Origin of the sequence: Streptomyces populi (assembly GCF_002911015.1) — a bacterium.
GTDB lineage: Bacteria > Actinomycetota > Actinomycetes > Streptomycetales > Streptomycetaceae > Streptomyces > Streptomyces populi.
Window position 1 is genome coordinate 85,216 of record NZ_KZ626843.1, and the last position, 20,413, is coordinate 105,628.

Sequence of the window (20,413 nt, forward strand, 5' to 3'; positions counted from 1 at the left end):
GCCTCGCGGGTCCACGGCGGGGCCGGGGAGCGCGCGGGGTCCGCGGGTCGTTCAGGCGGCCTCGCCGACGTCCGCGGCGGCGGGCCGGCGGGACTTCAGCAGGCGCAGCCTCGGGGCCGGGCCCGAGTGGCCGCCGCGGCGGTCCAGGGTGCGGGCCGCGTGGTCACCGGCGAACTGGATGGCCGAGATGACCACGGCGAGGATGGCGACGATGATCCACATCAGCTCGGTCTCGAAGCGCTGGTAGCCGTAGCGGATGGCGAGGTCGCCCAGCCCGCCGGCGCCGACGGTGCCGGCCATCGCGGAGTAGCCGATGAGGGCCACGACCGTGGTGGTCGCCGAGGAGATCAGCGACGGCAGCGCCTCGGGGACGAGGACCTTGCGGACGACGGTCCAGGTGTTGCCGCCCATCGCCTGCACGGCCTCGACGAGCCCGCCGTCCACTTCACGGACGGCCGTCTCGACCAGACGCGCGAAGAACGGGATCGCGCCGATGGCGAGCGGCACGATGGCGGCCTCGCGGCCGATGGTCGTGCCGGTGACCCAGCGGGTGAAGGTCATCAGGGCGACCATCAGGATGATGAACGGCATCGAGCGGGCGATGTTCACGACCTGCCCGACGACCTTGTTGGCGACGACGTTCTGCAGCAGGCCACCACGGTCCGTCAGCACCAGCAGGAGACCGAGCGGCAGACCGCCGACGATCGCTATGAGGGTGGACCAGCCGACCATGTAGAGCGTGTTCCAACACTCCTCGGACAGCAGCGGCTGCATCTCGTTCCAGCTCACTTGGCGGCACCTTCCTCGACCAGCTCGGGCTGCTGCCCCTGGATCTCGATCTGCAGGCCCTGCTCGCGCAGGAATCCGATCGGCACGACGTTCTCCTCGTAACGGCCGGGCAGTTCGATGCGCATCCGGCCGACCTGCCTGCCACCGACGGTGTCCATCGCGGCGCCGAGGATCGAGATGTCGATGTTGTAGGTGCGCGAGAGCTGCGAGATGACCGGCTGGGTGGCCGACTCCCCGTGGAAGGTGACGTCGATGACGGTGCGGTCGTCGCCGGAGGCGGTGCCGCTGACCGGGAAGAGGGCGGAGGCCAGCTCGGAGCCGGGCGTCGCGAGCAGTTCGCTGACGGTGCCGGACTCCACGATGCGGCCCTTGTCCATCAGCGCGGCCGAGTCGCAGACCGTCTTGACGACGTCCATCTCGTGGGTGATGAGCAGGACGGTGAGGCCCAACTGGCGGTTCAGGTCGCGCAGGAGCTGGAGGATGGAGCGGGTGGTCTCCGGGTCGAGGGCGCTGGTCGCCTCGTCGGAGAGCAGCACCTTCGGGTCGCCGGCCAGCGCGCGGGCGATGCCGACGCGCTGCTTCTGGCCGCCGGAGAGCTGGGCCGGGTAGGACCCCGCCTTGTCGGACAGGCCGACCAGGTCGAGGAGTTGGAGGGCCTTGCGGCCGCGCTCCCTCCTGGTGAGCCCGAGGATGTCGAGCGGCAGCTCGACGTTCTCCTGGACGGTCCGCGAGGACAGCAGGTTGAAGTGCTGGAAGACCATGCCGATCCGGGTGCGCGCCCGGCGGAGTTCCCGGCCGGCGCGCGAGCCGCGCCCGACGAGGGCGGTGAGGTCCTGGCCGGCGACGGTGACCGTGCCGGAGGTGGGACGCTCCAGGAGGTTGACGCAGCGGATGAGCGAGGACTTGCCGGCGCCGGACTGGCCGATGACGCCGTACACCTCGCCTTCGCGGACGTGCAGATCGACGCCGTCGAGGGCGGTCACTTCACGGCCGCGCGAGCGGTAGACCTTGGTGAGGCCCGTTGTCGTGATCACTGGGGTTTCCGTCACTGTCGAGTGCGGGGCGTGGGTGTGCGCCGGGCACGGGTGCATTCGGTCGGAACGCGGCACGGTTCTCGCGATGGCGATGGAACCGGAAGGAGAACGTGTGCGCGGGGCAGCCCGGTCACGTACGCGGTACGGACACGAGGCGCGGCGGTCCCGCTTCGGGGCGCGGGATCAGAAGGTGGTGCGAGGGCCCTCTAGCAGGCACACATTCGACACATACAACGAGCACCGGGCGTCATGGTCGCCTCGGTCGCAAGGATGCGGTTGCTCGTCGTGGTCATGGGAGGAAGTAAAGCAGACCGGGGGCCGGGGGCCACCACCGCTGTCCGAATAGCGGACAGCGGTGGACGGTCCCCGGCCGTCGCGGAGGCCTTTCAGCCCCGGACGGAGGTCTCCGTCCCCCTCGTCCGTCACCAGTACGGACAAGGCTGAGCGGTCCTCGACGACGAGGTCCGCGTCGAGTTCGCCGGCCTGGTGCGCTGTGGCCAACGCCACGGTGGTCATGCCCGCGGCGCGGCCCGCCCGGAGCCCGGCGGGGCGTCCTCGAGGACGACGCACCGGGCGGGATCCACGCCCGGTGCGCGGGCGGCCGGCGGACAGGCCTCGGGGTCGGGCTCGCCCCGGGTGGTGCCGTCGGCCCGGCGGGGCAGCCCGGGGGCGAGCGCATCAGGTCTTTTGGCCCGTAATAGGGTCACGGCATGTTCGTTGCCCTGACGGTCGTGACGGCCGTCGCCGCGCTCGCGCTCGCCGCCTGGTGCGGCTGGGCCGCCCACCGCGATCAGCCCACCAAGGACTGGCACTTCATCGGCATGGCCGTGGTGAGCGTGCTCGCCCTGGTCCAGCTGGTGATCGGCGTCGTCCAGCTGGCACGCGGCGAGAAGCCGGAACAGGGCACGACGATCTTCGTGGCGTATCTGATCGGCGCCTTCGCCTGCATTCCCGCCGCGGGATTCATGTCGCTGGCGGAGCGCACCCGCTGGGGTTCGGTCACGGTGGCGGCCGGCGGCGTCGTCCTGGCCGTGCTCGAGGTCCGGCTCTACGACATCTGGGGAGGCTGAGATGACGGCCGCGGAGGAGAACACGACCGTGACGCGGGACGAACAGGACGGGACCCCGGCGGAGCCGGACGCGACGAAGCGCGCGCGGCTCATCGGCGGCCCCGGCATCCTGCTGGTGTGGCTGTACGGGGTGATGGTCGTCGGCGCCGTCTCCCGGTCGGCCGTGCAGATCTCCACGCAGTTCGACAAGGCGCCGCTCGCCTACTCGCTGTCCGCGGTCGCCGGTCTCGTCTACGGGTTCATCACGTACTCGCTCGTGCGCGGCGGCGAGACGGCGCGCAGGGCGGCGCTGGTGTGCTGCGCCGCCGAGCTCGCGGGCGTACTGGTCGTCGGTACCTGGACGCTGGCCGAGCCGTCCGCCTTCCCCGACGCCACGGTGTGGTCGGACTACGGCATGGGCTATCTCTTCATCCCGGTCCTGCTGCCGCTGTCGGCGATGTACTGGCTGCGCAAGGCGCGTACGAACGCCGGCTGACGGCCCGGCCGGAGCCGGCCGCAGTCAGGCGCTGGCGGCGTACGCTCCGGCGTCGGCGCCCTTGGCCAGGGTCACCAGTGTCAGACGCTCGCCCACCCGCTCCTGCGAGACGGGGGCGTAGCCGTGCTTGCGGTACAGGCGCAGGTTGCGCTCGCTGCGGTGGCCGGTGAACAACTGGAAGGACTTCGCCTCCCCCTCGGCGCCGAGGCGGGCCTCGATCGCGTCGAGCAGGCGTCCGCCCAGGCCGTGCCGCTGCATGCGCGGGTGCACGATGAGCTTGTTGATGCGGGCCGTGCCGTCGGCGTCGACGGCGCCGCGTACGGAGGCCACCACCTCGTCGCCGAGCCGGGCCACCAGTACGGTGCCGCCCGCCAGTTCCGCCCTGAGCGAGTCGAGCGGCTGCGTGAGCGGTTCGATGCCGTAGTCGCCGTACAGCTCGGCCTCGCTCTGATAGCAGAGGTACTGCAGCTTCAGGATCGGTTCCGCATCCTGCTCGGTCGCCGCCGAGATGGTCACGCTCATGCCCATGTGTGCATGCCTCCCGCTCACCTGTTCCGGTCGTCCCCCACTCCTATCCCCGTCGTCAGCGGGCCGCAACCTCCGCGGTCAGCAATCGCCGGAGACATCCGAGACATCTGGAGCGTTCCGGACCGAGACTTCCCTGTGAGATACCCAACTCGCCCGCGATCTCCCGGTAGGTGAGGTCCTCCGGGGAGAGCAGGGCGGCCATCAGGACCGGGCAGCGGCCGGGCAGCCGGCGCACCGCCTCGTGCAGCTCGCGACGGCGGACGGCGGCCAGCGCCCGCTGCTCCGGGCCGGGGCCGTCGTCGTCCGCGGGTTCGGTGGCGTAGGGCCGCTCGGCGCGGGCCCTGCGGCGGCTGCGGCGGGCCTCCGAGCGCACGGCCCGGCGCACCCAGCGCCGCGGGTCGGCGGGCGGTCCCGTCGCGTCCAGGCGTTCCAGCAGCCGCAGCCAGACGGCCTGCTCCAGGTCGCCGGACTCCTCGCCGCAGGCCTGGGCCTCCGCCGACGCCTCGGCGGCGAGCAGCGGCCCGAGGGCGGTCACCATCTCGTGGGTCATGCGTGGAACGACACGGCCGCCCCGGCGAGAGGTTGCCGGGGCGGCCGTTTCTCACCCCATCCGGGACGGGTGGGCGGTTCGTTGACGGCTGCGGGCTTCCGTCCCGTTCCCGGCCACCGGTCCGCCGGCGTACCGGGGCGACGGGCTCACCGCCCCAGGAAGTCCGCGCGGGCCAGCACCGCGGTGTCCGCGTTGTCGGTGAAGACGCCGTCGATGCCCGTCTCGAAGTAGGCCCTGAAGGCGCCGAAGGGATCCCCGTAGGCGTCCACGGCGGTGCCCTTGCGGAAGTTCGCGGGGAGGAAGGGGTTCTCGTTGCGCATGGTGTACGGGTGCAGGATCAGGCCCGCCCGGTGCGCGTCGGCGACGAGCGTGGTCGGGCTGGTGAGGTTGCCGGCCGCGTCCTTCGGGACGACGAGGTCGAGCGTGGGGCCGATGCCCTGCGCGTACGAGGCGATCCACTCCAGGCCGGCGGGTGTGACGAGGTCGGCGACCGTGCGGGGGTCGCCCGCCGCGACGAAGTCCCAGGGACGGGTGTTCGCGGCCGACAGCAGGACGACGAGCGGGTTGCCGACGAGCTCGTCCAGCCGCTGGATGCTGCTCGGCTCGAAGGACTGGAGGATGACCGGCGAGTCCTTCCTGTCCTTGCCGTACTTGCGCAGCAGTTTCGCGACCCGCTCCTCCAGGCCGAGGCCGAGCGCCCGGAAGTAGGTGGGGTGCTTGGTCTCGGGGTAGATCCAGACCTGCTTGCCGCGCCTGCGGGTCTGCTCGTCCTGCCAGCGGAGCACCTCTTCGAAGGTGGGGATCTCCCAGCGGCCGTCGTAGAGGGTGTTGTGCGGACGGTTGGCGGGGACGCGCTCCACGGCGCGCAGGGTCTTCAGTTCGGCGAGCGTGAAGTCCTCGGTGAACCAGCCGGTGGTGGGGACCCCGTCGAGCGTCTTGGTGGTGCGGCGGCCGGCGAACTCGGGGTGCGCCGCGACGTCCGTGGTCCCGCCGATCTCCGGTTCGTGCCGGCACACGAGGTGACCGTCCCTGGTGGGCACCAGGTCACCCGCCTCGACGACGTCGGCGCCCAGGTCGAGGGCGAGCTGGTACGAGCCGAAGGTGTGCTCCGGCCGGTAGCCGCTGGCCCCGCGGTGTCCGATGACGGTCGGTCTGGGCAGGCTCCGGTAGCCGCCGCCCCCGTGGCGTCCGTCCGCGCTCGCGGTGCCGGGCAGGCCGAGGGCCGCTCCGCCCGCCCCGAGCACCGCGGCCGAGAGCAGCGTCCGCCGCGCCGTTCCCCGCTCCTGACCGTTCGACTCCTGCGCCCCCATGAGCGCTCCTCCCGCCGTAGGTGCCCTGCCTGACGAAGCGGGACGATCGTAGGTGCCCCCGTGTGACGACGGGGAGGCCCGCGGCGGAACAGTGGGTGACCTCGGACGGCCGCACGGCAAGCGGAACATGACGGTCCGTCGGCATCGGCCGGGCGGTCCCGGGTAGGCGTGACCCGAGGCGGGCGAGCGGCCCCGCACCGGGCGCTCACCCGTTCGCCGGTACCCGTACGCGATGTCCGTCACACCGGTCCGCCCCGCTCTCCACCGCTCACGGGCACGCAACCGCAGGTAAACGTAGGTCAACAGTGCGTATCCGGTCGATGAAGTCGATGTGCAATCGACCGGGAACCGCGAGTATCGTCCTCACCTGCACAGATTCCATACCGATCCCTTGAAACCGGAGGGCCCGTTGTCCCGCTTCGCGCTCATCAAGGCAGTGTTCGGAACGATCATGCGCCCGATGTTCCGCCTACGGGTGGAAGGCGTGGAGAACATCCCCGGCGACGGCCCGGTGATCCTCGCCGGCAACCACCTCACGTTCATCGACTCGATGATCCTTCCGCTGGTCTGCGACCGGCAGGTGTTCTTCATCGGCAAGGACGAGTACGTCACGGGCAAGGGCCTCAAGGGCCGGCTCATGGCGTGGTTCTTCACCGGCGTCGGCATGATCCCGGTGGACCGGGACGGCGCCAACGGCGGCGTGGCCGCGCTGATGACCGGCCGCCGGGTCCTGGAGGAGGGCAAGATCTTCGGGATCTACCCCGAGGGCACCCGCTCCCCCGACGGCCGTCTGTACCGCGGCCGCACCGGCATCGCCCGGCTCACCCTGATGACCGGCGCCCCGGTCGTCCCCTTCGCGATGATCGGCACGGACAAGCTCCAGCCGGGCGGCGCGGGCATGCCGCGGCCGGGCAAGGTCACGGTCCGCTTCGGACCGGCCATGGAGTTCTCGCGCTACGAGGGCATGGACCGCGACCGGTACGTGCTGCGCGCCGTCACCGACTCCGTGATGACCGAGGTCATGCGGCTCTCCGGCCAGGAGTACGTCGACATGTACGCCACCAAGGCGAAGGCCGCCTAGCGGCGCGGCACACCAGGGCAAAAGGGTGGGCTCCGACCGGAGATCTCCGGTCGGAGCCCACCCTTTTGCGGCCACGTCTCCCGCCGAGGCCCCCGTTCCGGCGCGGCCACGCGCCTCCCACCGGGGCCCCATCCGGCGCGGCCACGCACATCCCGCCGGCTACCCGTTCCCGCGGGCCCAGCGCATCTCGCCAGGTCCCCGCTCCCGCGCGGTTACGCTTCCAGCTTCTGGTCCCGCAGCAGGAACCAGGCCGCCGCCGCGGTGGCGAGCAGGACCGCCGCGCCCGCGCCGGAGGCGAGTGCCAGACCGTCCACGAAGGACTCCCTGGCCGCGGTCAGCAGTGCCTCGGCGGTGTGCTCGGGCAGGTGTCCGGCGGCCTCCACCGCTCCGCCCAGCGAGTCGTGCGCCGCGGCCGGCGTGCCCGCGGGGCCGGTGAAGCCGGCGTAGACGCCGGTCACGACGGAGCCGAGCAGGGCGATGCCCAGAGCCGCTCCGAGTTCGTACGCCGTCTCGGAGACCGCGGACGCGGCGCCCGCCTGCTCCTTGGGCACGGCGGAGAGGATGACGTCGGCGGTGACGGTGAACGAGAAGCCCGCGCCGACACCGACGACCAGCAGGGCCGCGCCGAGCAGCGGATAGCCGGTGGAGCGGTCCAGCACCGTGAGCACGCCGAGCGCGAGGCCCACCGCGGCGAGTCCGCCGGACACGACGGTCCGCACGGAGAAGCGCCGCGCGAACCGCCCGGCGACCAGACCCGCCGCCACCGCGCCCACGGCGGCGGGGACTTCGGCGAGCCCCGCCTCGAACGGGCCGCGGCCCTGCACGAGTTGCAGGTACTGGGACAGGAAGAACACGAGCCCTGACATACCGAGCACCGTGAACAGGTCGGCGAGGACCGCACCGGAGAACCCCCGGTTGCGGAACAGACGGACGTCCAACAGCGGCTTCGTGAGCGACAGTTGGCGACGCACGAAGCAGAAGAGGGCGACCGCCCCCAGCAGGCCCGCGGCGAGCGCCGCGCCGCCCGGCCCGTGCGCGGCGAGCTCCTTCACCGCGTACACCACACCGATGAGCCCGACGAGCGAGAGCGTCACGCCGATCAGGTCCCAGGGGCCGGGGTCCGGGCTCTTCGACTCGGGGAGCAGTCTGCGCCCGACGAGGACGAGGACCACCATCACCGGCAGGTTGATGAGGAAGACCGAGCCCCACCAGAAGTGCTCGAGCAGGAAGCCGCCGACGACGGGCCCCACCGCGGTGCCAGCGGAGGCCGTCGCGCCCCAGATGCCGATGGCGAGGCTGCGCTCGCGCGGGTCGTGGAAGATGTTGCGGATCAGGGCCAGGGTGGCGGGCATCAGGGTCGCGCCCGCGACGCCGAGCAGCGCCCGCGCCAGGATCATCATCCCGGGTGTCGTGGCATAGGCGTTGAGCACGGATATCAGGCCGAACGCCGTGGCGCCGGTCAGCAGCAGCCTCTTGCGGCCGATGCGGTCACCGAGACTGCCCATGGAGACGAGCAGACCGGCGATGACGAAGGAGTAGACGTCACCGATCCACAGGAGCTGGGTGCCCGAGGGTTCGAGGTCCTCACTGATGTACGGGGTCGCGAGGCCGAGGACGGTCGCGTCGACGGCCACCAGCAGCACGGCGAGGACGAGGACGCAGAGCGCGAGCCAGCGGCCCGGGCGCTTCCGCGTCTCCGTCGCGACCGCCGGCCGCAGGGTGCTGGTCATGGTTCCTCTCTCCTGAGCGCGCCGCCGAGCAACAGCTCGACGATCATGTGGTGGAAGTCCTTGGCGGCGACCCGGCCCTCGGTCACGGCCCAGGACGCCGAGGCCATCAGCCCGTAGAGCGCCTCGGTGAGCCAGGCCGGGGTGAGATCGATGCGGAACTCGCCGCTCTCCTGGCCGCGCCGGAACAGCGCGGCCACCCGGACGTCGATCCGGGCCCAGCCCTCGTGCTGACCGTCGCCCTCGAACAGCTGGTTCTCCGTGTAGAGGAAGGCGAGCAGTCCGGCCGACCGCTCCAGCTCGCCCACCAGGCGGCGCACGGCCTCCTGGGCGGTGCCGTCACCGAGACGGGCCGCGTCCAGCGCGGCCTCGCACTCCTCGATGCCGAGCGCCTCCAGCGCCCGGACCAGCGCGTCCCGGCCGGCGAACTGGCGGTGCAGCGTGGCCCGGCTGATCCCGGCGGCCTTGGCCACCTCGTCCATCGTCGCGGTGGATTTGCGGGTGAGCAGGGCGGCTGCGCTGCGCAGCACGTGTTCACGGTCGACAGCCATGAGACAACAGTACCGCAAGTGAGACATGAATGTCTCACAAGGAGCATGCGCGTCTCATACCCATCTGCCTCGGGTGCCCGAAACGCGCCTCCGACGGGACTCCCGGCCCCTTGGCGCTCAGTGCCAGGGCAACTGCCCGCGCCGCTCCCAGTACGCCCGCGGTTCCTCCACCAGCGCGGCGAGCCGGGACAGCTGGTCCTCGTCGAGGTCGACGACCGCCGCGTGCAGGTTCGAGGCGAGCTGGTTGGCGGTGGCCGCCCCCGACAGCACGACGCCGGCCCAGGGCTGCCGCAGGATCAGCGCGAGGGCGACCGCGTCGCAGCCCAGGGAGGTCTCCTCGGCGACGGCGCGCAGGACCTCGGGCGCACCGGGCCCGGCGAGCCGGCCGTTGGCCACTCCCTCCTTGACGATCACCGTGAGCCCGGCGTCGTGGGCCTCGGCGAGCGCCGGGGCGGCGGAGGTCTCCAGGACGTTGTACGTGGACTGGACGGTACGGAAGAGCGGCTCGCCGTCGACCGTGACGGCCAGCGCCGCCCGGATCGCCTCCGCCTGGGCGGGTCCGCTGGTGGAGAAGCCGATCGACAGACCGCCGGCGGCCGCCTCGGCGAGGGCCGCGTGCAGTTCCTTGTCGGTGAGGGCCGGACTGTCCGGGGTCACCGAGTGGATCTGGTAGAGGTCGAGCCGGTCGCCGAGCAGTTCCGCGGTCTCGGCGCGCTGCCGCTCGTACATGGCGAGGCCGTGGTCCTTGACCTCGTGCGTCTCGGCGTCGGTGCGCCAGTCGGCGGTGTAGGCGTAGCCCCACTTGCTGCCGACGACGACGTCGTCGACGTCCGGGCGGCCGCTCAGCCAGTCGGCGAGGAACTCCTCGGAGCGGCCGTAGGAACGGGCCACGTCGAAGTAGCGCACGCCCTGGGCGTAGGCGGCCTCGAGGAGTTCACGGGTGCGCTCGCGCAGGGCGTCGACGCTGCGGTCGGCCGGGAGGTCCTCCTCGCGCCCGAGGTTGATGTAGCCGGGGCGCCCCACCGCGGCGAGCCCCAGGCCGAGGTGGGCGGTGGGAGTCGTGGCTGAGGCGAGACGTGCGAAGGGCATCGCGGCTCCGTTCGGTCGGCTCCTTGCGGCTCCCGGCCAACGTAACCCGCGACACCCTCCGCCGTACGGCACCCGCCCCGGACCGCGGACCGTGTCCGCTCCGCGGGCGGGCCGGCCCGGCGGCGGGCGGCGTCAGCCCTCCGCTCCCGAACCGGCCCCCGGCGCGAACCCCGCTCCTGCTACTGCTTCCGCTTCGCCGCCGCCCACGTCTGCTGGGCGGCGACGTCCGTCTTGATCTCGGCGAGCTGGACGGCGACGGCGCTCGGGGCCGTACCGCCGCGGCCGTCGCGGGAGGCGAGGGCGCCGGGGACGTTCAGGACGGACCGCACCTCGGGCGTCAGGTGCGCCGAGATCTTCGCGAACTGCTCGTCGGTCAGCTGGTCCAGCTCCTTGCCCTCCGCCTCGGCGACCTTCACGCACTCGCCGGCGACCTCGTGCGCGACGCGGAACGGCACGCCCTGCTTGACCAGCCACTCGGCGATGTCGGTGGCGAGCGAGAAACCTGCCGGGGCCAGCTCCTCCATGCGCTCGCGGTGGACGGTCAGCGTCGCCATCATGCCGGTGAAGGCGGGGAGCAGGACCTCCAGCTGGTCGCAGGAGTCGAAGACCGGCTCCTTGTCCTCCTGGAGGTCGCGGTTGTACGCGAGGGGCAGCGCCTTGAGCGTGGCCATCAGTCCGGTCAGGTTGCCGATCAGACGGCCCGACTTGCCGCGCGCCAGCTCGGCGATGTCCGGGTTCTTCTTCTGCGGCATGATCGACGAGCCCGTGGAGAAGGCGTCGTGGAGGGTGACGAAGGAGAACTCCTTCGTGTTCCAGATGATGACCTCCTCGGCGATCCGGGAGAGGTTCACGCCGATCATCGCGGTGACGAAGGCGAACTCCGCCACGAAGTCGCGGGAGGCCGTGCCGTCGATGGAGTTGGCGGAGCTGCCGTGCTCGAACCCGAGGTCCTTCGCCACCGCCTCCGGGTCCAGGCCGAGGGAGGAGCCGGCCAGCGCACCGGAGCCGTACGGCGAGACGGCCGTCCGCTCGTCCCACTGGCGCAGCCGCTCCGCGTCCCGGGACAGGGACTGGACGTGGGCCAGGACGTGGTGCGCGAACAGCACGGGCTGGGCGTGCTGGAGGTGGGTGCGCCCCGGCATCGCCACGTCCGGGTGCGCCTCCGCCAGGCCGATCAGCGCCTCCTGGAGGTCGGCGATCAGACCGCCGATGATCCGGGCGTGGTCGCGCAGGTACATCCGGAAGAGCGTGGCCACCTGGTCGTTGCGGGAGCGGCCGGCGCGGAGCTTGCCGCCGAGGTCGGGGCCGAGGCGCTCGAGCAGGCCGCGCTCCAGGGCGGTGTGCACGTCCTCGTCGGCGATCGTGCCCACGAAGGAGCCGTCGGCGACGTCCGCCTCCAGCCGGTCGAGGCCCTCGATCATGCGCGTGAGTTCGTCCTCGGTGAGCAGGCCCGCCTTGTGCAGCACGCGCGCGTGGGCACGGGAGCCGGCGATGTCGTACGGCGCGAGGCGCCAGTCGAAGTGGACCGACGCGGACAGCTTGGCCAGGGCCTCGGCGGGACCGTCGGCGAACCGTCCGCCCCAGAGCCGGACGTCACCGCTGTTGCTGCTCACTTGCGTTACTCCTCGAAAGGTGTGGATGTGCCACCGCCTCCCCACGCGTACGTGCGTGAGGAGGCGGCTGCCAGGCTATTGCTCGGGGGTTCGAGGCGGCGGACACGACACGGTCCGCGCCAAGTCCCTTACGTCCTAGGCCAGATCCCGCTTGGCGGCGATCTTCGACGACAGGCTGTAGATGTCGATGAAGCCCTTGGCCGCGGCCTGGTCGAAGGTGTCGCCGGTGTCGTACGTGGCGAGGTCGAAGTCGTAGAGCGAGGTGTCCGAACGCCGGCCCGTGACGACCGCGCGGCCGCCGTGCAGGGTCATCCGGATGTCGCCGTTGACGTGCTGGTTGGCCTCGGCGATGAAGCCGTCCAGGGCCCGCTTGAGCGGGGAGAACCACTGGCCGTCGTAGACCAGTTCGCCCCAGCGCTGCTCGACCTGCCGCTTGTAGCGGGCGAGTTCACGCTCGACGGTGACGTTCTCCAGCTCCTGGTGGGCGGTGATCAGCGCGATCGCGCCCGGAGCCTCGTACACCTCACGGGACTTGATGCCCACGAGCCGGTCCTCGACCATGTCGATCCGGCCGATGCCCTGGGCGCCGGCGCGCTCGTTGAGCTGCTGGATGGCCTGCAGGACGCTGACGGGCTTGCCGTCGATGGCGACCGGGACGCCCTGCTTGAAGGTGATGATCACCTCGTCGGCCTCGCGGGCCTCGGCGGGGTTCGAGGTGTACTCGTAGATGTCCTCGATCGGGGCGTTCCAGATGTCCTCCAGGAAGCCCGTCTCGACCGCGCGCCCGAAGACGTTCTGGTCGATGGAGTACGGGGACTTCTTGGTGGTGGCGATCGGGAGCTGCTTCTCCTCGCAGAAGGCGATCGCCTTGTCCCGGGTCATCGCGTAGTCGCGGACCGGCGCGATGCACTTGAGGTCGGGGGCGAGGGCGACGATGCCGGCCTCGAACCGCACCTGGTCGTTGCCCTTGCCGGTGCAGCCGTGGGCGACCGTGGTGGCGCCGTGCTTCTGGGCGGCGGCGACGAGGTGCTTGACGATCGTCGGCCGGGAGAGGGCGGAGACCAGCGGGTAGCGGTCCATGTAGAGGGCGTTGGCCTTGATCGCCGGGAGGCAGTACTCGTCGGCGAACTCGTCCTTGGCGTCGGCGACCTCGGCCTCGACGGCACCGCAGGCGAGTGCTCGCTTGCGGATGACGTCCAGGTCCTCGCCGCCCTGGCCGACGTCGACCGCAACGGCGATGACCTCGGCGCCCGTCTCCTCGGCGATCCAGCCGATGGCGACGGAGGTGTCCAGACCGCCCGAGTAGGCGAGTACGACGCGCTCGGTCACGGGATTCTCCTCACAGTGCATTCGCTGACATGCATGAGTATGCAGCACTCTGCATGGTTCGTCAATCGCGGCTCGCCCCACACACCCGGCGAAGGAATCTTCACGGAGGGTTGAACGCCCGTAATCGTTTCCGCGTATCTCCCGCTGAACGCAGGCGCCGCGTTCGCGCACGACAGGCACACGGACCATGACCGACCAGTCGAACACCGGTCGGCCGTCCGCCCCCGACCCGAGTGAGGATTCCGCATGTCCAGGGCTCTTCCGAAGTACAACAAGCGGCGCGTCGTGATGATCGGCGGAGCCTCCGCCGTGGTGCTGTCCGCGGCGGTGATCGCCGGCAGCGCGCTGGCGGGCGAGACGCACAACGACAACGCCCAGAACGCCACGACGAAGGCCGCCGCGAGCACCATCACCTGCCCGGACGTCGCCTCGAAGCTGCCCGCGGTCCCCGCCTCCGCCAAGGCCGAGGTCGACAGGAACCTCGCCCTGCTGAACACCCAGATCGCCGAGGCCAACAAGCGACTCGTCGACACCGTCGGACAGGGCGGCCCCAACTTCGTCCAGAACGCGATCCTCGGCCCCCTCAAGGACAAGCGCGTCTCCACCATCGACCGCATCGCGATCTCCATCGGCCGCACCGCCGCCAAGCCCACCGGACTGGACACCCTCGCGGCCTGCACCCTGAACACCGCGGGAGGCGCGGCAGCCGACGGCACGGCCACCGCGTCCGCCGCCCCGAGCGCGACGGCCGGCGCTCAGGCGGGCGGGGCCGCCGGAAGCGGCGCAGCCGCCACCGCGGGCACCATCACCTGCCCGGACGTCGCCTCGAAGCTGCCCGCGGTCCCCGCCTCCGCCAAGGCCGAGGTCGACAGGAACCTCGCCCTGCTGAACACCCAGATCGCCGAAGCCAACAAGCGACTCGTCGACACCGTCGGACAGGGCGGCCCCAACTTCGTCCAGAACGCGATCCTCGGCCCCCTCAAGGACAAGCGCGTCTCCACCATCGACCGCATCGCGATCTCCATCGGCCGCACCGCCGCCAAGCCCACCGGACTGGACACCCTCGCGGCCTGCACCCTGAGCAAGTGACCTGACCGGTGACGCGACCGCCCCGTAGACGCCGACCGGGGCGGCCCACGGGTTCCGGCGGTGCCCCTGAACGACGCCGCCGGAACCCGCAATCCCTTAGACAGGCGAAAGGTCTTCCCCGATAATCATTAGACATGGGAAAGACCTATGAACGCATCGACGGCCGCCTCCGCACCTTCATCGAGGCACAGCCCCTCTTCTTCACCGCGACCGCGCCCCTGTCCGGGGACGGCACGGTCAATCTCTCCCCCAAAGGGCTCACCGGTTCGTTCGCCGTCGTCGACGAACTGACCGTGGCGTATCTGGACTTCGCCGGGAGCAACGCGGAGACGATCGCGCATCTGCGCGAGAACGGCCGGATCACCCTGATGTGGTGCGCCTTCCAGGGCCCGCCCAACATCGTCCGGGTGCACGGCCGCGGCGAGCCGGTCTTCCGCGACGACCCGCGTTTCAAGGAACTCCTCACCCATTTCCGCGGCATCGACCCGACCCCGCACGGACTGCGCGCGATCATCGTCGTGACCGCCGAGCTCGTCCGTGACACCTGTGGCTACGCGGTCCCCTTCATGGCCTACGACCAGGACCGCGACCTGCACGGCAAGCGCTTCGCACGCGAGGACGACGCCTCGCTGAGCGAGTACTTCACCAAGAAGGAGCACATCGCGACGAGCCTGGACGGACTTCCCGGGCTGCCGCTGCCGTTGCCCCCCAGTACGGTCTGAGCCATGCGCCTCGGAGCCGCCGCCCTCGCGTCCGCGTCCCTGCTCGCCCTGGCCCCGAGCGGGCCGCCGCCCGCCACCGTCCTTCCCGCGCGGCTGGCCGACACGGGCGGCGGGAGCCAGCTCCTCACGGCCGAGGCCCCGCGCCCGAACGCGACCTCGGGGACGCTCACCTGGTGGGACCTGCGGGGCGGACGCTGGGTGCGGGCCGGCTCGGCGCCCGCGCGGTTCGGGGCGCGCGGACTCGTCGAGGGCGGAGCCCGGCTCCAGGGCACGAACACGACACCCACCGGTCTGTACGAGCTGCCGTACGCGTTCGGGACCCGGGCGGCACCGCGCGGGACCTCGATGCCGTACCGCCGGGTGAACAAGGACTCCTGGTGGTGCCAGGACAACGCCTCCCGCTCGTACAACCGGTGGACCGAACCGCGCCCCGCGGACTGCCGGGCGAAGGAGTCCGAGCATCTGATCACCTACGCCGGGCAGTACGCGCACGCCCTCGTCATCGGCTTCAACTACGAGCGGCCCGTACGGGGCCGGGGCGCGGGAATCTTCCTGCACGTCAACGGCGACGGCCCGACGGCCGGCTGCATCTCGGTCTCCAAGGACGCGATGCGGCGCCTCCTCACCTGGGCAGACCCCGCACGAGCCCCCCACATCGCCATCGGCACGACGACCGGAACAACGACGATCACCCGCTACTGACGACACCGCACCACCGACCGCCACCCCCGCGCACCCGCACCCGCACCCCATCTCACCCGCAGCCGGGTACGCACAGGAGGGGACGTGCCGGTACATCGAATGCCCGCATCCGGACGGATCGAAAGCCACCCGCACCTCTCGACGTCCCCGGGATCCGTTCGGATGCGGGCGGATGTACCGGCGCGGCCCCGCCCCCCACCGGAACCGGGCCACCGGCCCTGGGCCACCGGAACCGAGCCACCGTTCAGACCGCCGGAAGTCTGACCGTGAACGTCGTCGCCCCCGGGCTGCTCTCCAGGCCGACCGTGCCGTCGTGCGCCTCGACCACGGCCGCCACGATCGACAGGCCGAGCCCCGCCCCGCTGCCGGAGGCGTCGGCACGGCGCCGGTCCGCCCGGGTGAAGCGCTCGAAGACACCCGGCCGGACGTCCTCGGGAACCCCGGGACCGTCGTCGTGGACCTTCAGCACGGCGTCCTTCCCGTCACGCTCCAGGGACACCGTCACCCGGGTGCCCGGGGGCGTGTGGACGCGGGCGTTGGCCAGCAGGTTCGCCGACACCTGCTGGAGCCGGTGGAGGTCGCCCGTCACCGTCACCGGCTCCTCCGCAAGCTCCAGCACCCAGCGATGGCCGGGGCCCGCCGCGCGGGCGTCGGTCACCGCGTCGAGGACGAGACGGGTCAGGTCGACGGGCAGGCGCTCCAGGGGACGCCCCGCGTCCAGACGGGCCAGCAGCAGCAGGTCGTCGACCATCTCCCCCATGCGCGCCGACTCGGCGGCGATCCGCTCGAGGGCCCGCGTCACCTTCGGGGGCACCGGCCCGGGGTGCAGCAGCGCGAGCTCGGCGTGGCCCCGGACCGAGGCGACCGGGGTGCGCAGCTCGTGGCTGGCGTCGGCGGCGAAGGTGCGCAGCCGTTCCTCACTCGCGTGCCGCTTGGTGAGCGCGTCCTCGACATGGCCGAGCATGCGGTTGAAGGCGCCGGCGACACGGCCCACCTCGCTGCGCGGGTCCGCCCCGGGCGCCCGTGGAGGCAGTGCCACCTCGCCGCTGGCGAGCGGGAGTTCGCTGACCCGGGTGGCGGTCGCGGCGACCCGGTTCAGCGGCCGGAGCGACCAGCGCACCCACAGGGCCCCGGTGACCCCGGCGGCCACGAGCGTCACGCCGAAGACCAGGGAGGCGACGAGTTCCAGACGGTGGACGGCCGCGTCGACCGGCTCCGTGGGCAGCCCGGTGATCAGGACGTCGCCGTCCTTGCCGGGCGTCGCCAGGACGCGGTAGTCGCCGAGACCCGAGATGCACACGGTGTGGGCCCGGCCGTCCGCCGGGACCGCTGCCAGGGCCGCCTCGTCGTGGGCGGTCGGATCCACGTTCCGGACGGCCGTGCCGGAGCCCGGCGGCACGACGGCGGCGTTGGTGACGTCCCCGCCGACCAGGCGCGCCCCGAACGTGCCGGTGCTCTGGCGCCGGATGTCGCCGCGCTCGTCGCCGTCGTGGTCGGACGGCTTGCCGGGCGACGTCGCCGAACCGTGCTCCAGGCTCGCCGGGAACCGCGCCCCGGCCTCCTGGAGCTGCTGGTCGAGGCGGCCGGTCAGGAAGCCGTCCAGTTCGTAGACCGCGGCCAGGCCGACGGCCGCGCAGCTGAGCGCCAGCAGCACGAGCAGTCCGGCGGTGAGGCGAGCGCGCATCGTGCGGGGCCGGGGCAGCGCCCGCAGCGCCGAGGCCGCCCGGGCCCGCCGGGGCCCCTTCCCGTTCCCGTCCCGCATGTCCGGCCTCACCGGCCCGCCGCGGGCTTGAGGACGTACCCGGCGCCCCGGACCGTGTGGATCATCGGCTCCCGGCCGGCGTCGACCTTCTTGCGCAGATAGGAGATGTAGAGCTCGACGACATGGGCCTGGCCGCCGAAGTCGTACGACCAGACGCGGTCGAGGATCTGTGCCTTGCTGAGCACCCGGCGCGGGTTGCGCATGAGGAAGCGCAGCAGCTCGAACTCGGTCGGCGACAGCTCGATCAGGTCCCCGCCCCGGGTCACCTCCCGGGCCTCCTCGTCCATCGCCAGGTCTCCGACGACCAGCCGGGGGCCCTCGTCGATCCGGCGGGCCATGCCGGCGCGGCGGAGCAGTCCGCGCAGCCGGGCGACGACCTCCTCCAGGCTGAAGGGCTTGGTGACGTAGTCGTCGCCGCCCGCCGTGATGCCGGCGATGCGGTCCTCCACCGCGTCCCGGGCGGTGAGGAAGAGGACGCAGACACCCGGCAGCACGGTGTGCAGATCGCGCAGCACGGCGAAGCCGTCGGTGTCCGGGAGCATCACGTCGAGGACGACGGCGTCGGGCAGCAGCTCGCGCGCCCCGGCTGCGGCCGAGGCGCCGTCGTGCGCGGTACGGACCTCCCAGCCCTCGTACCGCAGCACGCCGGAGAGGACCTCGGCCAGGTCCGGATCGTCGTCGACGACGAGGACGCGCACGGGGGTGCCGTCGGGCCGCGTGAGCGCGGGCGGCCGCCCGGCCCCACGGGACCGGCCGGCACCGGCGCTCGTGGGCCGGGAAGTACCGGGATCCGCAGCTCGGGAAGCACCCGGATCCGCGACTCGGGAAGCACTGGGGTCTGGGGAGGGAGTGTTCATGTCGCCTTCCAGCATCGCGCCTCCCGGCGGTCCCTCCCCTCCGTGCGGCCTCTGAGTTTCCTCTGAGTCGCCTCTGCGTCGCCTCTGCGCGAGAACCCGCTCTCAGTTCGCTGTGAGTCCGCCCGGAACGGGCTCGTTCAGAGCCGCCTCAGAGGTTCACCGAGCACAGTTTCCACCCGGACCGCAAGAAAGCAGGACGCACAGATGACCACGGTGTACGAGCGGGCTGCCCCGCGCACGACACGAGGACGCGGGCGGCCCCGGCCCTCGCCCGCCGGACCGCTGCTCGCCCTGCTGTGGGCGGGAGCGGCCGGAGTCCTCGCCCTGTGGTGGGCCGACACCCGGTCGGTGGTGGGCCTGGCGGGCTGGCTGACGGACGCCGGACGGATCGCCGGACTGCTGTGCGGCTACGCCTGCGCCGTCCTGGTGGCGCTGATGGCCCGGGTCCCGCTCCTGGAGCGGCGCGTCGGCTCCGACCGGGTGGCCCGCTGGCACGCCATGGCCGGCCGCTACACGATCTGTCTGCTCGTCGCGCACGTCACGCTGATCCTCTTCGGCTACGCGGCCCAGGACGGGACGGACGTCGTCCACGAGACGATCGGCGTGGTGTTCGACTACCCGGAGATGCTCAAGGCGACGACCGGCACGGTCATCCTGTTCGCCGTCGGGATCACCTCGGCGCGCCGGGCCCGCCGCCGGATCAGCCACGAGTTCTGGTACTACGTGCACCTGCTGACGTACGCGGCGGTCTTCCTGGCCTTCTTCCACCAGCTCGCGCTCGGCTCCGACTTCGTCGGCGACGCGGCGGCCCGGGCCGCCTGGTACGCCCTGTACCTCGGTACGGCCGCGCTCGTCGTGTGGTTCCGGCTGCTCGCCCCGGTGCGGCTCAACCGGCGCCACCGGCTGCGCGTGGAGTCCGTGCACCGGGAGGCACCCGGGGTCTTCTCCGTCGTGATCCGCGGGGAGCGGCTGGACGAACTGGACGCGCGGGCCGGCCAGTTCTTCCGCTGGCGGTTCCTCGCGGACGGAATGCGGTGGACCTCGACGCCGTACTCGCTGTCGGCGCCGCCCCGGCCGGACCGGATGCGGATCACGGTGAAGGCGCTCGGCGACCACAGCGCGGCCGTCGGGACGCTGCGTCCCGGCACCCGGGTGTGGGCGGAGGGCCCCTACGGCTCGCTGACGGCGGACCGGAGCAGTACGGCGAAGGCCCTGCTGATCGCGGGCGGCGTCGGCATCACGCCGCTGCGCGCCCTGTTCGAGACCCTGCCCGGCCGGGTCACGCTCCTCTACCGGGCGCGCACGGCCGAGGACCTGGCACTGGGCGGCGAGTTGGAGGACATCGCGCGGTGGCGCGGGGCCCGCGTCCTGTACGCGCTCAACGCCGCCGACGGCACCCGCCCGCGGTTCACCGCCGAGTCGCTGCGCGAGGCCGTGCCGGACGTCGCCGAGCACGACGTCTATCTCTGCGGTCCCCCCGCGATGGCCCGGGACCTGTACGGGGCGCTGCGCGCAGCGGGCGTCCCCGACCGCCGTATCCACCACGAGTCGTTCGAGCTGTGAGGCCGCCGTGCACGCCCTGAAGAAGAACCGTCCGCTGCGCCGGGTGACGCTGGCGGCCGCCGCCACGGTCACCGGTTTCGTCCTGCTGCTCTCGCTGAAGCCGCACACGCCGCCGGCACCGGCCGAGGCCTCGTCGTCCGTGGGCCGTTCCTCCACCGCGGCCCCGGGCGACTCGTCCGGGAACACCCCGGAAAGCGACTCCGGCGGTTCCGCGGGCACGTCCGGGGGCTCGAAGAGCACGGGGAGCAAGACCGTCACCGGCGATACGGTGCAGACCCGTTGGGGTCCGGTCCAGGTGCGGATCACGCTGAAGGACGGCCGGATCACCGAGTCCGCCGCGGTCGTCTATCCTTCGGACAATCCCAGGGACCAGGAGATCAACAGTTACGCGATTCCCCAGCTCAGGCGCGAGACACTGGCCGCGCAGAGTGCTCGGATCGACTCGGTGTCCGGAGCCACCTATACCAGCGACGGATACAGGCAGTCACTCCAGTCCGCACTCGACTCGGCAGGCCTCTGAACGCACGGGCGTCGTGGACCGTATCTCTGGGCCAGGGGGCCACTCCCCTCAC

The 20,413-nt window shown here is 72.0% G+C and carries 20 protein-coding genes and 1 pseudogene; 8 read left to right on the forward strand and 13 right to left on the reverse strand.

Translation table 11 applies throughout. The annotated features are described in order from the left end of the window. Positions 1-51 precede the first annotated feature (51 nt). The 3 genes and pseudogenes from CW362_RS03575 to CW362_RS44320 form a co-directional block, all read right to left on the reverse strand. A complete protein-coding gene (locus CW362_RS03575) occupies positions 52-789 on the reverse strand; it encodes a methionine ABC transporter permease (protein ID WP_103547852.1) in 738 nt (245 codons plus the stop codon). Next, positions 786-1,880: a methionine ABC transporter ATP-binding protein gene (locus CW362_RS03580; protein WP_103547853.1), complete on the reverse strand. Its 1,095-nt coding sequence runs from the start codon at positions 1,878-1,880 to the stop codon at positions 786-788. Before CW362_RS03580 ends, CW362_RS03575 begins: the two co-directional genes overlap by 4 nt. Before the next feature lie 354 nt (positions 1,881-2,234). Continuing rightward, positions 2,235-2,473 (reverse strand): annotated as a pseudogene (locus CW362_RS44320) (HAD-IA family hydrolase); the annotation flags it as partial. A 60-nt stretch (positions 2,474-2,533) separates the two neighbouring features. Between CW362_RS44320 and CW362_RS03590 the strand changes: the two are divergent. Together CW362_RS03590 and CW362_RS03595 are read left to right on the forward strand one after the other, a co-directional pair. Beyond that, positions 2,534-2,893: a hypothetical protein gene (locus CW362_RS03590; RefSeq protein ID WP_103547854.1), complete on the forward strand. Its 360-nt coding sequence runs from the start codon at positions 2,534-2,536 to the stop codon at positions 2,891-2,893. 1 nt (position 2,894) lies between these two features. Next, positions 2,895-3,368 (forward strand): hypothetical protein, encoded by a 474-nt coding sequence (locus CW362_RS03595; RefSeq protein ID WP_240657630.1) that lies wholly within the window; start codon positions 2,895-2,897, stop codon positions 3,366-3,368. A 24-nt stretch (positions 3,369-3,392) separates the two neighbouring features. Here CW362_RS03595 and CW362_RS03600 read toward each other — a convergent pair whose 3' ends face one another. The 3 genes from CW362_RS03600 to CW362_RS03610 all read right to left on the reverse strand — a co-directional run bounded on the left by CW362_RS03600 (position 3,393) and on the right by CW362_RS03610 (position 5,756). After that, the gene (locus tag CW362_RS03600; protein WP_103547855.1) at positions 3,393-3,896 is read right to left on the reverse strand and encodes a GNAT family N-acetyltransferase; all 504 of its coding nucleotides are present in this window, start codon (positions 3,894-3,896) and stop codon (positions 3,393-3,395) included. A gap of 55 nt (positions 3,897-3,951) precedes the next feature. Further along, positions 3,952-4,446 carry an RNA polymerase sigma factor gene (locus CW362_RS03605; RefSeq protein WP_103547856.1) on the reverse strand — a complete coding sequence of 165 codons (495 nt, stop codon included), beginning with the start codon at positions 4,444-4,446 and terminating at the stop codon, positions 3,952-3,954. A gap of 146 nt (positions 4,447-4,592) precedes the next feature. Then, a complete protein-coding gene (locus tag CW362_RS03610; RefSeq protein WP_103547857.1) occupies positions 4,593-5,756 on the reverse strand; it encodes a glycerophosphodiester phosphodiesterase in 1,164 nt (387 codons plus the stop codon). A 451-nt stretch (positions 5,757-6,207) separates the two neighbouring features. Here CW362_RS03610 and CW362_RS03615 point away from each other — a divergent pair, with 451 nt between their 5' ends. Next, positions 6,208-6,837 (forward strand): lysophospholipid acyltransferase family protein, encoded by a 630-nt coding sequence (locus tag CW362_RS03615; RefSeq protein WP_225860412.1) that lies wholly within the window; start codon positions 6,208-6,210, stop codon positions 6,835-6,837. A gap of 212 nt (positions 6,838-7,049) precedes the next feature. Here the strand turns inward: CW362_RS03615 and CW362_RS03620 are convergent, their stop codons facing one another. The 5 genes from CW362_RS03620 to CW362_RS03640 form a co-directional block, all read right to left on the reverse strand. Next, entirely contained in the window at positions 7,050-8,567 is a 1,518-nt protein-coding gene (locus CW362_RS03620) for an MFS transporter (protein ID WP_103547859.1), read from the reverse strand. Beyond that, entirely contained in the window at positions 8,564-9,115 is a 552-nt protein-coding gene (locus CW362_RS03625) for a TetR/AcrR family transcriptional regulator (RefSeq protein WP_240657631.1), read from the reverse strand. Before CW362_RS03625 ends, CW362_RS03620 begins: the two co-directional genes overlap by 4 nt. A gap of 117 nt (positions 9,116-9,232) precedes the next feature. Continuing rightward, positions 9,233-10,204 (reverse strand): aldo/keto reductase, encoded by a 972-nt coding sequence (locus tag CW362_RS03630; RefSeq protein ID WP_103547860.1) that lies wholly within the window; start codon positions 10,202-10,204, stop codon positions 9,233-9,235. 179 nt (positions 10,205-10,383) lie between these two features. Continuing rightward, positions 10,384-11,817 (reverse strand): argininosuccinate lyase, encoded by a 1,434-nt coding sequence (argH, locus tag CW362_RS03635; protein ID WP_103547861.1) that lies wholly within the window; start codon positions 11,815-11,817, stop codon positions 10,384-10,386. 135 nt (positions 11,818-11,952) lie between these two features. Further along, entirely contained in the window at positions 11,953-13,146 is a 1,194-nt protein-coding gene (locus CW362_RS03640) for an argininosuccinate synthase (RefSeq protein ID WP_103547862.1), read from the reverse strand. A gap of 246 nt (positions 13,147-13,392) precedes the next feature. Between CW362_RS03640 and CW362_RS03645 the strand changes: the two genes are divergently transcribed. From CW362_RS03645 to CW362_RS03655, 3 genes are all read left to right on the forward strand, one after another. Then, on the forward strand, positions 13,393-14,235 hold the full coding sequence (locus CW362_RS03645; protein ID WP_103547863.1) for a hypothetical protein: 843 nt from the start codon (positions 13,393-13,395) through the stop codon (positions 14,233-14,235). Positions 14,236-14,369: 134 nt separating this feature from the next. Next, the gene (locus CW362_RS03650; RefSeq protein ID WP_103547864.1) at positions 14,370-14,957 is read left to right on the forward strand and encodes a pyridoxamine 5'-phosphate oxidase family protein; all 588 of its coding nucleotides are present in this window, start codon (positions 14,370-14,372) and stop codon (positions 14,955-14,957) included. 3 nt (positions 14,958-14,960) lie between these two features. Then, positions 14,961-15,659, forward strand: coding sequence for a L,D-transpeptidase family protein (locus CW362_RS03655; protein ID WP_103547865.1), 699 nt, complete (start codon positions 14,961-14,963; stop codon positions 15,657-15,659). Between the two features lie 244 nt (positions 15,660-15,903). Here the strand turns inward: CW362_RS03655 and CW362_RS03660 are convergent, their stop codons facing one another. Both CW362_RS03660 and CW362_RS03665 read right to left on the reverse strand, forming a co-directional pair. Continuing rightward, positions 15,904-17,343, reverse strand: a complete 1,440-nt coding sequence (locus CW362_RS03660) for a sensor histidine kinase (RefSeq protein ID WP_376451747.1) — start codon at positions 17,341-17,343, stop codon at positions 15,904-15,906. An 86-nt stretch (positions 17,344-17,429) separates the two neighbouring features. Next, positions 17,430-18,278: a response regulator transcription factor gene (locus CW362_RS03665; RefSeq protein ID WP_240657632.1), complete on the reverse strand. Its 849-nt coding sequence runs from the start codon at positions 18,276-18,278 to the stop codon at positions 17,430-17,432. Positions 18,279-18,482: 204 nt separating this feature from the next. On the opposite strand from CW362_RS03665, the gene CW362_RS03670 reads away from it, so the two are divergent. Then, positions 18,483-19,841, forward strand: a complete 1,359-nt coding sequence (locus CW362_RS03670; RefSeq protein WP_103547868.1) for a ferredoxin reductase family protein — start codon at positions 18,483-18,485, stop codon at positions 19,839-19,841. A gap of 7 nt (positions 19,842-19,848) precedes the next feature. Continuing rightward, positions 19,849-20,361 (forward strand): FMN-binding protein, encoded by a 513-nt coding sequence (locus CW362_RS03675; RefSeq protein ID WP_103547869.1) that lies wholly within the window; start codon positions 19,849-19,851, stop codon positions 20,359-20,361. Positions 20,362-20,413 lie beyond the last annotated feature (52 nt).

Coding starts and splice junctions, on each gene's coding strand:
- CW362_RS03665 (WP_240657632.1), bottom strand. CDS start 18,278: ATGAACACTCCCTCCCCAGACCCCAGTGCTTCCCGAGTCGCGGATCCG.
- CW362_RS03645 (WP_103547863.1), top strand. CDS start 13,393: ATGTCCAGGGCTCTTCCGAAGTACAACAAGCGGCGCGTCGTGATGATC.
- CW362_RS03590 (WP_103547854.1), top strand. CDS start 2,534: ATGTTCGTTGCCCTGACGGTCGTGACGGCCGTCGCCGCGCTCGCGCTC.
- CW362_RS03650 (WP_103547864.1), top strand. CDS start 14,370: ATGGGAAAGACCTATGAACGCATCGACGGCCGCCTCCGCACCTTCATC.
- CW362_RS03580 (WP_103547853.1), bottom strand. CDS start 1,880: ATGCACCCGTGCCCGGCGCACACCCACGCCCCGCACTCGACAGTGACG.
- CW362_RS03670 (WP_103547868.1), top strand. CDS start 18,483: ATGACCACGGTGTACGAGCGGGCTGCCCCGCGCACGACACGAGGACGC.
- CW362_RS03660 (WP_376451747.1), bottom strand. CDS start 17,343: ATGCGCGCTCGCCTCACCGCCGGACTGCTCGTGCTGCTGGCGCTCAGC.
- CW362_RS03615 (WP_225860412.1), top strand. CDS start 6,208: ATGCGCCCGATGTTCCGCCTACGGGTGGAAGGCGTGGAGAACATCCCC.
- CW362_RS03655 (WP_103547865.1), top strand. CDS start 14,961: ATGCGCCTCGGAGCCGCCGCCCTCGCGTCCGCGTCCCTGCTCGCCCTG.
- CW362_RS03605 (WP_103547856.1), bottom strand. CDS start 4,446: ATGACCCACGAGATGGTGACCGCCCTCGGGCCGCTGCTCGCCGCCGAG.
- CW362_RS03610 (WP_103547857.1), bottom strand. CDS start 5,756: ATGGGGGCGCAGGAGTCGAACGGTCAGGAGCGGGGAACGGCGCGGCGG.
- CW362_RS03595 (WP_240657630.1), top strand. CDS start 2,895: ATGACGGCCGCGGAGGAGAACACGACCGTGACGCGGGACGAACAGGAC.
- CW362_RS03630 (WP_103547860.1), bottom strand. CDS start 10,204: ATGCCCTTCGCACGTCTCGCCTCAGCCACGACTCCCACCGCCCACCTC.
- CW362_RS03625 (WP_240657631.1), bottom strand. CDS start 9,115: ATGGCTGTCGACCGTGAACACGTGCTGCGCAGCGCAGCCGCCCTGCTC.
- CW362_RS03620 (WP_103547859.1), bottom strand. CDS start 8,567: ATGACCAGCACCCTGCGGCCGGCGGTCGCGACGGAGACGCGGAAGCGC.
- CW362_RS03600 (WP_103547855.1), bottom strand. CDS start 3,896: ATGGGCATGAGCGTGACCATCTCGGCGGCGACCGAGCAGGATGCGGAA.